Origin of the sequence: Hyunsoonleella aquatilis, assembly GCF_014270105.1 — a bacterium.
GTDB classification, from domain to species: Bacteria; Bacteroidota; Bacteroidia; order Flavobacteriales; family Flavobacteriaceae; genus Jejuia; species Jejuia aquatilis.
This window is the reverse complement of sequence record NZ_JACNMF010000002.1, coordinates 468,921-480,602: the sequence shown is the minus strand read 5'-3', so window position 1 is coordinate 480,602 and position 11,682 is coordinate 468,921. Positions and strand designations below refer to the sequence as shown.

Here is an 11,682-nt window from a genome sequence, read left to right as displayed (position 1 = left end):
TTTAAAGTGAAAATGATTCACCACAACCGCAGGTTCGATTGGCGTTGGGATTATTAAAAACAAAACCGGTGCCGTTCAACCCGCCCGAATATTCCAAAGTAGTTCCAATCAGGTAAAGGAAACTTTTTTTATCTACAATAATTTTTACACCATTGTCTTCAAAAACCTTATCACCGTCCTGCTGTTCTTTATCAAATTTTAAATCATAGGACAAACCTGAACAACCCCCACTTTTTACGCCTACCCGAACAAAATCTGTGGTGGCATTATAACCGTCGTCAGCCATAAGCTCAACCACTTTCTTCTTAGCCGTATCAGATACTTTTATCATTTGTTTTCTTTTAAATTTAGTCCCTATCGCTATTGGTGCTAACGCTCTCTTATTAAGACAGTTTCTAAATAGAGGACAAATATACAATATAAGTCATGGAAATTCGCATAACCTAACATTATATTAGCATATGGGTTTATAGGTTTTTGTTATGGTTTTTGAATAGGATGTTTGCAAAGCTTACTAAGTGGCGCAAGGACATAGTAATTGTTAAGTTGAAATGCACTATCATCCACTTTTTCTGTATTTTTTTAGAGCTTTTGAAACACTGCTGGATTTGGCTTTGCGGGGTTGAACGATTTCCCCAGATTCATTGAACTCAAAAGTTTGTTTGCAGTTTTTGCAAATCACAATGGACGATTTTGGGTATTCGTCGTCCTTACGGAAAAAATTATGTCCGTAGAGGTAACAAAGCAGGTTTAAACTTGGTGAAGATGTCATGTGCCATTGGTTTGCTCCTACAAGATAGGCAAAACCACTCTAAAATCAGGTAAAACGCTTATTTATTCGACGAAAAACACAATTCAAAGGTCGTCTATTCCCCGAATGCACTATTGTTTACAAATTCATCATCCGAGAGTGATAGTAAAAATGCTTTTAAATCTGCTTTGTCCTTTTCGGTCAAACCAACACCACCTTGGTCGATTTTTTTCATTAATGGGTCAATTGTACTCGAGCGTTTCAGGCCTTCACTGTAGTGGTTAATCACCTCATCTATGTTTGCAAATCTACCATCGTGCATATAGGGTGCCGTGAATTTTAAATTCCGAAGTGATGGTGATCTGAATTTTCCATTGTCCGCCGGATTACCGGTTACAACTCCCAACCCCAGATCAGTGAAGGTTTCATCCAAACCGTTGTTGTGAAATAAATTATCTGTCCATAAAGGGTTTTTTTCACTGCCGTGGCAATGGAAGCAATCGCCTCTGGCTTCATCCATAAAAACATTAAACCCATTAAGTTCTTCAGGAGTCAGTTCAGTTTCGCCTAATAGAAATTTGTCAAATTTTGAATTGGCAGAAATCAGTGTCCGCTCAAATTGGGCAATGGCTTTGGTGACTAAAGTTGAATCGATAGTTGAGGTGCCAAAAGCCTGTTCGAAAAGCTTAGGATATTCGGAATGTTGTTGCAGTTTTTGTTCGACGTTTACCCAAGAACTTTTCATTTCGATCGGGTCGGTAACGGGAACAAAAGCCTGGTGTTCTAAACTGAAGGTGTTGCCGTCCCAGAAGAATGTTTCATCATAGTGCCAAGCCAAATTAAAAAGTGGCATAGAGTTTCTGTTACCTCGGATACCATCCACTCCATCACTGAACCTATCGCTATCGGTAAATGCATTTTCGGGAGCGTGGCAATCTGCACAGGATTGTGAATTGTCTACCGATAAAATAGGGTCAAAAAACAGTTTTTTTCCAAGAGCAATCCCTTCAACGGTCTGGGGGTTATCGATTGGGATTACTGGGTTTAATATGTTATCGGAAAACAGTTTTGGAATTTGGAGTGGGCTTGGTGTAGGTTTGGAAACCGCAGTACTACCGGATTCCTCTTCACAGGAAAAAGTAATACACAAAAGAATCAATATGAGTGGCTTTCGAATCATTATTTAAGGCGATTCAGATTTCAGACTGAACACATTTTGCCCGTTTTCATACATCATAATTTGGGCAGAAGAATTGGGCATCAAAGATTGGTTCAGTATGTTCAAGTCCCATCTGTTGGGGGTTTTAAACCATTCGGCAATGTTCATTTCGATATGGATAACCGAGTTAGTGCTGACGGTAACTTCACCAAGATTTACCTCGAAAAAAGTATCCTGCGGAAATGTGGGGTTGCCCGGGTTGTCCACCGCTCGAATAGCGTGATAATTATAGCCTTGCTCTACGTCGGAACTATTTAAAAACTTTCCGTCCATTTGCATGTAGTGGTAGCCACCGCCCAACATGGCCGGTACTTCAAAAGATGCTGAATTTAAATCGGCATAACCATTTTCTGCATAATTGTCCTCATTATCAAACCCAAAAGTAAAAGACAAATTCTTATAAGTTCTTGAAGGAATTGTTCCGCCGGGAACAAAAGTCAGTGTTTCGCTTTTCGATAGATCCACCAAGTTATAGCCTGTAAGTGCCAGTTTTTCGTTGTTTGAAGTTGTAAAAGTGATTTTGGATACTAAATAGCGTAGGCGCTCTATGCTTAATTCGTTCCCTTTTTCATTGGTGAATTTTATGGAATTGAAATCAGCAACTGTAACTTTTGTACCATCCCAATTATGGCTAAAGTTTAAGGTGACTTGAGCCTGCGAGGCTACAACTTCGCCATCATTGTCACAAGAAATGATAAGCAATTGCAGAATAATTAGAATTGAAAGGATTCTTTTCATTTTTTAAGGTTTTATATTGAAAAGCAGTAGGTCACTAAAGCCCTTGTTGTCATCAATATCGGCGTCAGAACTGGAGGACTCACCTGCAACGATAACTGAGCCGTCGTTCAATTCAACGGCATCAAATCCAAAATCAATGTTCGAGCCACCAATCGTTTTTTGCCATTCAATTTCAGCATTGGAGTTTAGTTTGATGATCCAAGCATCGTTTTGACCATTGTTTTTTGAAGCATCGCCATCCGAACTTCGTGAGCTTCCAGATAGCAAATAACCCCCGTCAATAGTTTTTGATATTGAGCGACCGACATCAAAACTGTTGCCCCCAAAAGTTTTCTCCCAAATCAAATCACCATCTGGCGAAATTTTTATCAGAAAAATATCGGCGCCCCCATTATTATTCGAAACGTCCTCGTCGTTACTTCTGGTATCCCCGACAACAAGATAATTCCCATCTTCGGTACTTTCAATGCCCCAAGCCTCATCAATTCGTGTGCCTCCAAAGGATTTTTCCCAAAGCAGAGTACCCGTTTCTGATATTTTGATAACCCAAAAATCATAGCTTCCTTTATTTCCGCTGATATCGACATCCTCGCTGTCGGAGGAGCCTACAATGATATAGCCGTTGTCTGCCGTTTGTATGGCATCATAAGGTGTATCGGTAAAAGTGCCCCCATAGAATTTGCTCCATTGTTTTTCGCCATTGCTGTCCAGTTTGATGACCCAATAGTCACCCCCGGCGTGCTTGATGGCAGTAAACTTACTGTTGCCTTGTCCGTTTGATGCCGTTACATCCAATACCCCTACTAACAAAAAACCATTGTCATTAGTCTGCAAAATTGAAGTCCCGGTGTCCGCCCCCAAAAAGCCAAAGGATTTTTCCCAAATGATGTTTCCAGAGGCATCAAGTTTTAGTATCCAAAAATCATCTGCACCCCCGTTTTCGGAAACATCACCATCGTTACTTTGGCTTTGGCCGAAAATGGCGTAGCCACCATCTGAAGTTTGTATGATATCTGTACCCTTGTCGTCATCACTTCCTCCGTGGCTTTTTTGCCATTGTATTTGATGGTTGCCGTTAAATTTTAAGAGCCAATAGTCAAAAGATGTGTTTGTTTTATTTTGAATGTCCCCATCGTTGCTTTGGGTGTGACCTAAAATGGCATAACCTCCATCTGACGTTTTGATTATGGATTGGCCACTATCGTTTAGGCTGCCACCCAATGTTTTTACGAATAGAACCGTTGGTTGGGTTGTTGCGCCGTTGACATTGCCATCGTCTTTGGAACAGTTTGTAAGCAGTCCAAACCATAAACAAAGATATAATATCGTGGAGCCAATAGTATTGTTCATTTGGAGCAATAGAAATTATAGGTCGCTTTTTCGGACCACAAACAGGCCACGGTTCATATCACTGATAATGATATTGCCACTGGGCAAATAGGGGTAAACGCTCCACGCCCCCCGAAAGCTTGTACTGTTATCTTCAGGATGGGTATCAAAATAGGCGGATTCTGTAATGGATTGGCTGGAGATATTAGTAATATCCAAAACCCGCATTCCGGCAGTATAGCTGGCTAGAAAATAATCATTGCCTTTTACATAACCATTGTGGTCAATAGCGGCGGAAGTGCCAAGATATTCCATGTGGAGCTTAGGGTCGTCTAAATTCGAGAAGTCAAATACTATGGTTCTGGTATTCGTGCCGAAATCTATTTCATCAATTTCATCGCCTAAAATAAAATATCTCATATCCTCAGTAAACCACCCTTGGTGCGTGTATCCTACATTGGAATAGCTAATTCGAGATAGTAAAATAGGGCTGGCCTTGCTAGTCACATCAACTATTACAACCTCATCTTCGTTGCTTCCTATTAAGATTTCCTTTCCAATATGGGCTGTGTCCGGACCATTATAAAGTACTACCTGGGCATCATGGGCGTAGCCCGAGAAACCACCCGCATCCAATGGCATCATTGGATTTTGAATATCGATAAATAATGGGCCACCGGCAAATGTGCCAGATCTGCTAGTTCCCACGGCATAGGCGTAACCCGTACTTTCATTGATCACAATATTATGGGCACTTCCAAAACCTGTATATTGTGCATCGGCAGTGAAAGTTTCGGGAGGATTGGGAACATTTCGTAATCGCGTCAGATCAAATACCTGCATGCCGTGTGTAGTGGCACGGTCAGCAACAATAAAGGCGTAATTATTAAAAACTTTTACATCTCGCCATGCACTGCTCACAGTGGCGGTGGGTAAACTACCAATCACTACGGGGGCATTTGGAACTGTGATGTCAACAAAAGCCATTCCTGTAGTCCCGCAAAACAAGGCGTATTCTTTTTGGGTGTCAGGGTCAACCCAGCCCCAACAATCGTTTCCGGAAGCTCCCGCTCCCAGCATGTCTTGAACCGAAACATTTGCCATTAGGTCATAACCGTTACAGGGATAATTATCCGCAAAACCGTTTTCGCAAATGGCCATTGGTTCAAATGGGTCGACATAATCATCGTCACAAACATTGCCTATACCGTCGCCGTCATCGTCTTCCTGATTGGGGTTGGGGGTTAATGGGCAATTGTCATTTTCATCGTCAACCCCGTCGTTGTCGTCATCGTCATCACAGGCATCCCCTTGCGCATCGCCATCATTGTTTTCTTGATTTGGATTTGCAATCATATTACAGTTGTCAACATCTTCGGCAATACCATCCGAATCGGTATCGGCCACCGAAACAATTTCAACAGGTTCACTATCACAGGAAAAAGTGAACGCAACAAGTAGGCTCACCAAAATAGTGGCACAAAAAAAACGCGAAAATTTCATGGCAATCCTTTTAGATATAACTTAAGTGGCTTTTGTTTTAGTATAAAGATAGTGAAAACAAAATTAGCTTCTTATTTTTGCGCCATGATTGAAGATAAAAATAAGCAATATACTAAGTTGAATGATCTAGGTGAATTTGGACTTATTGAGCACTTAACAAAGCACTTCAAAATCAAACGGGAATCCACAATAAAAGGTGTTGGCGATGACGCGGCAGTTTTAGATTTTAAGGAAAAGAAAGTTGTGGTTACAACGGATTTATTGGTTGAAGGGGTGCATTTTGATCTGAGCTATATGCCCTTAAAGCATTTGGGTTATAAGGCGGTAATGGTTAACCTTTCTGACGTTTATGCCATGAACGCGAAGGCTACGCAAATTACGGTATCTATTGCGGTCTCCAACCGATTTCCGTTGGAAGCTTTGGAGGAGTTGTATGCCGGAATACAAACAGCGGTGGAGATTTATGATGTGGATTTGATAGGTGGTGATACCACCTCATCAACAACCGGACTATTGATTTCCGTGACTGCAATAGGTGAGGTTGCAGAAGGTGAAGTCGTTTATAGGAACGGTGCCAAGCCGAATGATTTACTGGTGGTTTCTGGTGATTTGGGAGGCGCATATATGGGCTTGCAAGTTTTGGAACGGGAAAAAGAGGTGTATAAAGTTAACCCTAATAACCAACCTGATTTGGAGCCCTACACTTATATTGTAGAGCGCCAACTAAAACCGGAAGCCCGAAAGGATATTGTTAAGCTGTTGAGTGATTTGGATGTAAAGCCAACAGCCATGATTGATATCAGTGATGGGCTGTCTTCCGAAATTATGCATATATGCAAACAAAGCGATGTTGGTTGCGATTTATATGAAAATAAAATTCCTTTGGACCCGCAAGTGATTTCAACCTGTGAGGAATTCAATATGGATAGTACTACTGTGGCCTTAAATGGAGGTGAGGATTATGAGTTGCTGTTTACAGTAAGCCAGGACGATTTTCCTAAAATTAAGGCAAATCCAAATTTAAGTGTAATAGGGTTTATCAAAGAGAAGGCGGCGGGCACGCATTTGGTGACTAGGGCTGAAACAAGAATTCCCCTAAAAGCCCAAGGATGGAAAAATTTTGAAGATTAGCCAGCGGCCAAAAGTTTTTTACTTTGCTTTTTGTTGTAATCTTTTAAACGCATTCTTCTTTTTAAATGGATGCGTTCTAAAACATCGTTTATTTCCCTGAATTTGGGTGTAAGTTCTGTTAAATTACCTCTGCTGTTTGTAGTTAACTCCTTTTTGCAATTGCTGCACCGATATTCTTTTACATGATAGGTAACGTGTCGTGACACTTTGAAGTCGTGGCCAAACACCTTGCACTGAATACTTCTCATTTTGTTCGCATATTAAATTATTTTCTAGGAGAGAGGCTCTAAAGTATTAAAAACCAATCGGAAAATGTTAATAAGCAGTTAATAAATCGATGAAGCGAACGCTTTTCTCTTTAAACGTTTTGTTCTGGAGTGGTGAATGCGCTCTAGAATGGCATTTATCTCCTTAAATTTTGGTGTAAGTTCCACTAGGTTGCCATTACTATTTGTGGTCATTTGCTTTTTGCAGTGCGAGCAAGTGTACTCTTTTACGTGGTAGGTTACTTTCTTGGTTACTTGATAATCATGTCCAAAGATGCTGCAATACATTTTTGGTATCAAGCGGGGCTTGGTAGTCTTATTTTGCATAGGTTAAGTTTTTAAGTTAAAAAACTAAGGGGCTGTAAATATAAGGAATTTATATTAAATTTTCGATATAAAGCATAATTATTCGATGAAATGCATTATAGCTTGTAGAAATTGTCCTCTGTTTTCGATAAAGCTCATATGTCCATCAGGGAATTCTACACTGTCTATTTGGACACCTTCGATTTGCGATTTTAATTCCTTATAATTCAGCACAGGATCTTTTTTCCCCAGTATCATTAATTTTCGATATACATTCGAATGTAAAAGCTTTTCTCGGTTGGGTCGCGCTTTCATGCCTTCCAAAGCGGCAACGATACCTTGTACCGGCATTTTTAGAGCTTCGGTCTTCAATAGCTTTATCTCTTCCGCAAAGGTGGTTTTGTTTTCCGGGCGGAAAAGATTGGGAATGGACATGTTAATAAACACCTTATGGTTTTCCTTTACGGCAACAATGGCTCGGTCCCTATTCTTTTTGCGCTCTTCGCTATCTGCACTGGCAGTTGAATTGGCCAAGCCCAAACCTCTGACCATGTCCGGGTGCTTTTCCGTAAAGGCCAAGGCTACATATCCACCCATGGAGTGTCCTAATATGGTGCATCTATTTATTTTCAGGTGATTTAGAACGGCGGATACGGTTTCGGCCATCAATTCCATGGAATGGATGTATCCCAAACACCCTGATAGCCCATGCCCCAATAAATCGATACAGATGATTCTGTTATTTTTTGATAAATCATTTATAAAAGGTGTCCAGATGGAACTGTTTTCTAAAAAGCCATGCAACAATACCAGTGTTTCCCCTTGTCCAGAATCTGTATAAAAAATAGGTGTCCCTTTAAAATCTAAAATCATGCTTTTGACATTAGGATTTTACTTTTTTAATGGCTGAAAAAGCCTTATCAACAAACTCGTCTTCCACCAAAATGGTGAATTCGTTGGTGGTGGACAATACTTCATATAATACTACGCCTTCCCACGCCAATCGTTTAAAAAAATGGTAATACAATCCCGCTATTTTTGAATTGTCCTGAGGTAAATTGATGCTGATAGCCGACAAGTTTTCCTGAACGGCGATAAAAAATTCATGTTTTAAATGTTCATTGACAAAATCATTCAAGCTACTGGATACCACTATATTACTTTCGTGAATACCTCGGGTAAACGCATAAAATAATTTTTCTTCTGTATTGATTCGTTCCAAGATTTTGGCGTGGTTGTCAATAAGCGTGGTAGAGTTTTTCACTGTAAAATCCGTCAGGTTGGAACGTACGGTAATATCACCAAGGTTTTCAATAACACGTCTCATTTTGATGGTGTTTCCCAAAGTAGGAGGTGGGTTATAACGCCTTAGGGCCATCATCACAGCTCCTGGCTTCACCTCTTTTTTCAGCATTTTGCTAATGGGTTCAGTGAGTTCAAGGGCAAGAGCACTAAAGTTAATGATATTTCTAGAAAGGGCTTCCTCCAAATAGGGTTGCGTAATCAAAATGTCTTCTACACAGTTGGATACAGTCTTCATGTTAATTATTTAACAATTTGTGCAAAAATAGCCTTTTTTTTATAAAAATACGTGGCATGTGCTGTTGTGTATTACTTTTGCAATCCATTTTAATGAATGGGTCTTTAATCAATGATACTTAAAAAATTTATGAAGGTTTTAAAGTTTGGCGGCACATCAGTAGGTTCGGTTAAGAACATGGAAAATGTAAAGGAAATTATTAATGACGGTGAGCAAAAGATAGTGGTGCTTTCTGCCATGTCCGGAACTACTAATAGTCTTGTAGCCATCGGCGATAGTCTGAAAGTCCAAAACGTTGATCAGGCATTGAGTGCTATCAATGCGCTTCACGAAAAATATATTGCTGTAGTTGACGAGTTATTGCGGGACGAAACTTTGAATGCTCAAGTAAAAGATTATGTGGCGGAGCGTTTTAACTTTTTGATAGATTGTACATATAAATCCTTTTCACAAATAATCGAAAATGAAATCTTGGCTCAGGGCGAATTGTTGTCCACATTTATGTTCAATGCCTATTTGCAACAGGAGGGGGTGAATTCGGCGTTATTGCCAGCTTTGGACTACATGAAAATAGATGAAAACAAAGAACCTGACTTTCCGTATATAGAAGCTCACATTTCAGAAGTATTAGAAAAAGCAGGTGAGGCCGAAATCTACATCACCCAAGGATTTATTTGCTTGGATGATACTGGGGCGGTTTCCAACCTACAAAGGGGAGGCAGTGATTACACGGCAACTATTATCGGGGCGTCCATTAAAGCAGGGGAAGTTCAAATTTGGACAGATATCGATGGGATGCACAATAATGATCCGAGGTTTGTTGAGGGCACAAAACCTATTTCGGATTTGTCTTTTGATGAAGCGGCCGAGTTGGCCTATTTTGGAGCGAAGATTTTGCATCCTCAAACTGTATTGCCTGTTCGTGCTGACGGCATTCCCGTAAGGTTGAAAAATACAATGGATCCTGAGGCAAAAGGGACTTCTATTACAAGTAATCATGTGGAAAATGGTATCAAGGCCATCGCCGCCAAGGATAACATTACTGCTATTAAAATAAAGTCGGGGCGAATGCTTCAGGCGCACGGTTTCCTTAAAAAAGTATTCGAAATATTTGAGGCGTACAAAACCTCAATCGATATGATAACGACATCGGAAGTAGCCGTATCCCTTACCGTTGACGACGATACGTATTTGGAACAAATAGTTGCAGAATTGGAGAACTTCGCGACCATTGAGGTTGATAAAAACCAAAGCATCGTTTGTTTGGTAGGTCACTCCATTGTTGACCATAAAGAAACTTATAAGCTTTTCAAAATTTTAAAGGATGTAAACATTAGGATGATTTCCTACGGGGGTAGCCGAAATAATATTTCCTTGCTCATCGACACAGCCAACAAAATAACGACACTTCAAAAGCTAAATAAATATTTATTTGAATTAGTCACTCTGTAAATTACAGTTTTAGATTTTGAAATTTAGGGCCATTTTTAAATAATGGCCCTTTTTTTATGCGTTCATCAAGCTTTCAATCTCATCCACTTCAATAGGAATGTTTTTCATAAGGTTTAAAGGCGCTCCTGTTTTTTGGATCACCACGTCATCTTCAATTCGAATACCAAAACCTTCCTCCGGAATGTAAATCCCGGGTTCAACCGTAAATACCATATTTTTTTGCATGGGCTCGGTTAAAATACCGTAGTCGTGAGTGTCTAAACCCATATGATGACTTGTGCCGTGCATAAAGTATTTTTTATAGGCTGGCCAGTCTGGATTTTCGTTTTGAATATCGGCTTTATCCAGTAGGCCAAGCCCAAGTAGTTCAGAAGTCATGAATTTGCCAACTTCAATATGGTATTGTTCCCAAAATGTTCCGGGCACCAGCATTTTTGTAGCTTCATTTTTAACCTTTAAAACAGCGTTGTACACCGCTTTTTGTCGCTTAGAGAACCGGCCTGAAACAGGAATAGTTCTTGTCATATCGCTAGAGTAATTGGCATATTCGGCGCCAACATCCATCAATATCAAATCACCCGACCTGCACTCTTGGTTGTTTTCAATATAGTGCAATACATTGGCATTGTTTCCTGAGGCAACAATGGGGGTATAGGCAAATCCTTTGGAGCGGTTTCTTATAAACTCATGAATATATTCGGCCTCTATTTCATATTCCATCACGCCCGGCTGTACAAATCCTAAAATACGCCGAAACCCTTTCTCAGTAATATCGCAAGCTTTTTGGATAAGATCAATTTCGATGTCCTCCTTGACGGAACGAAGCTGCTGTAAAATAGGGTTGCTTTTGGCTACGGCATGTGCTGGGTATTTTTCTTTTAACCACTTAGTAAAACGGTCTTCCCGTGTTTCCACTTCAACGTTTGACCGATAGTGTTCGTTGGTATTTATGTATATGGTGTCGCATTGCGTCATGATTTCAAACAGCACCTTTTCCATGTCCTGCAACCAATATACGGTCTTAACCCCACTGACTTCAAAAGCCCTTTCCTTAGTCAATTTTTCGCCTTCCCAAATTGCGATATGCTCATTGGTTTCTTTTAGGAATAAGATTTCACGGTTTTTTTCCTTTGGGCAATCGGGAAAAAGAACCAACACGCTTTCTTCTTGATCCACACCGCTCAAATAGAAAATATCCCGATGTTGCTGAAAAGGCATCGTACTGTCGGCACTTATGGGATAAATATCATTGGAGTTGAAAACTGCCAGGCTGTTCGGCTTCATTTTTGAGATAAACTTGCTCCTGTTTTTAATAAAAAGCTGGCGATCAATGGGCAAATATTTCATGTTATGCAGATGTTAATTTTGCGATTGACGTAAAAGTATGAATAAAAAGTAGATTTTTATTTGTTATATTTGAGTTATCCCTCTCTTTGTTTTTTAACGC

12 protein-coding genes are annotated in these 11,682 nt (G+C 40.1%); 2 read left to right on the top strand and 10 right to left on the bottom strand.

Annotation, left to right across the window (positions count from 1 at the left end; all coding sequences use genetic code 11):
• Position 1: 1 nt before the first annotated feature.
• From H7U19_RS07630 to H7U19_RS07610, 5 genes are all read right to left on the bottom strand, one after another.
• Entirely contained in the window at positions 2-331 is a 330-nt protein-coding gene (locus tag H7U19_RS07630; RefSeq protein ID WP_186560884.1) for a HesB/IscA family protein, read from the bottom strand.
• A gap of 535 nt (positions 332-866) precedes the next feature.
• Positions 867-1,931 carry a cytochrome-c peroxidase gene (locus H7U19_RS07625; protein WP_186560882.1) on the bottom strand — a complete coding sequence of 355 codons (1,065 nt, stop codon included), beginning with the start codon at positions 1,929-1,931 and terminating at the stop codon, positions 867-869.
• A gap of 3 nt (positions 1,932-1,934) precedes the next feature.
• A complete protein-coding gene (locus H7U19_RS07620) occupies positions 1,935-2,708 on the bottom strand; it encodes an MbnP family protein (RefSeq protein WP_186560881.1) in 774 nt (257 codons plus the stop codon).
• Between the two features lie 3 nt (positions 2,709-2,711).
• Complete coding sequence (locus H7U19_RS07615; protein ID WP_186560879.1) at positions 2,712-4,058, bottom strand: hypothetical protein; 1,347 nt, start codon at positions 4,056-4,058, stop codon at positions 2,712-2,714.
• A 15-nt stretch (positions 4,059-4,073) separates the two neighbouring features.
• A complete protein-coding gene (locus H7U19_RS07610) occupies positions 4,074-5,540 on the bottom strand; it encodes a choice-of-anchor B family protein (RefSeq protein WP_186560877.1) in 1,467 nt (488 codons plus the stop codon).
• An 84-nt stretch (positions 5,541-5,624) separates the two neighbouring features.
• Between H7U19_RS07610 and thiL the strand changes: the two genes are divergently transcribed.
• Positions 5,625-6,671, top strand: coding sequence for a thiamine-phosphate kinase (thiL, locus tag H7U19_RS07605; protein ID WP_186561526.1), 1,047 nt, complete (start codon positions 5,625-5,627; stop codon positions 6,669-6,671).
• Here the strand turns inward: thiL and H7U19_RS07600 are convergent.
• The 4 genes from H7U19_RS07600 to H7U19_RS07585 all read right to left on the bottom strand — a co-directional run bounded on the left by H7U19_RS07600 (position 6,668) and on the right by H7U19_RS07585 (position 8,783).
• Positions 6,668-6,919 (bottom strand): hypothetical protein, encoded by a 252-nt coding sequence (locus tag H7U19_RS07600; protein ID WP_186560875.1) that lies wholly within the window; start codon positions 6,917-6,919, stop codon positions 6,668-6,670. The two genes, thiL and H7U19_RS07600, sit on opposite strands and share 4 nt — an antisense overlap.
• 78 nt (positions 6,920-6,997) lie before the next feature.
• Complete coding sequence (locus H7U19_RS07595) at positions 6,998-7,225, bottom strand: hypothetical protein (RefSeq protein ID WP_246454686.1); 228 nt, start codon at positions 7,223-7,225, stop codon at positions 6,998-7,000.
• Between the two features lie 117 nt (positions 7,226-7,342).
• A complete protein-coding gene (locus tag H7U19_RS07590; RefSeq protein ID WP_186560872.1) occupies positions 7,343-8,116 on the bottom strand; it encodes an alpha/beta fold hydrolase in 774 nt (257 codons plus the stop codon).
• Between the two features lie 10 nt (positions 8,117-8,126).
• Positions 8,127-8,783 (bottom strand): hypothetical protein, encoded by a 657-nt coding sequence (locus H7U19_RS07585; protein WP_186560870.1) that lies wholly within the window; start codon positions 8,781-8,783, stop codon positions 8,127-8,129.
• Between the two features lie 129 nt (positions 8,784-8,912).
• Here H7U19_RS07585 and H7U19_RS07580 point away from each other — a divergent pair, with 129 nt between their 5' ends.
• On the top strand, positions 8,913-10,235 hold the full coding sequence (locus H7U19_RS07580; RefSeq protein WP_186560868.1) for an aspartate kinase: 1,323 nt from the start codon (positions 8,913-8,915) through the stop codon (positions 10,233-10,235).
• A gap of 54 nt (positions 10,236-10,289) precedes the next feature.
• Here the strand turns inward: H7U19_RS07580 and H7U19_RS07575 are convergent, their stop codons facing one another.
• A complete protein-coding gene (locus H7U19_RS07575) occupies positions 10,290-11,582 on the bottom strand; it encodes an aminopeptidase P family protein (protein WP_186560866.1) in 1,293 nt (430 codons plus the stop codon).
• Between the last annotated feature and the right edge of the window lie 100 nt (positions 11,583-11,682).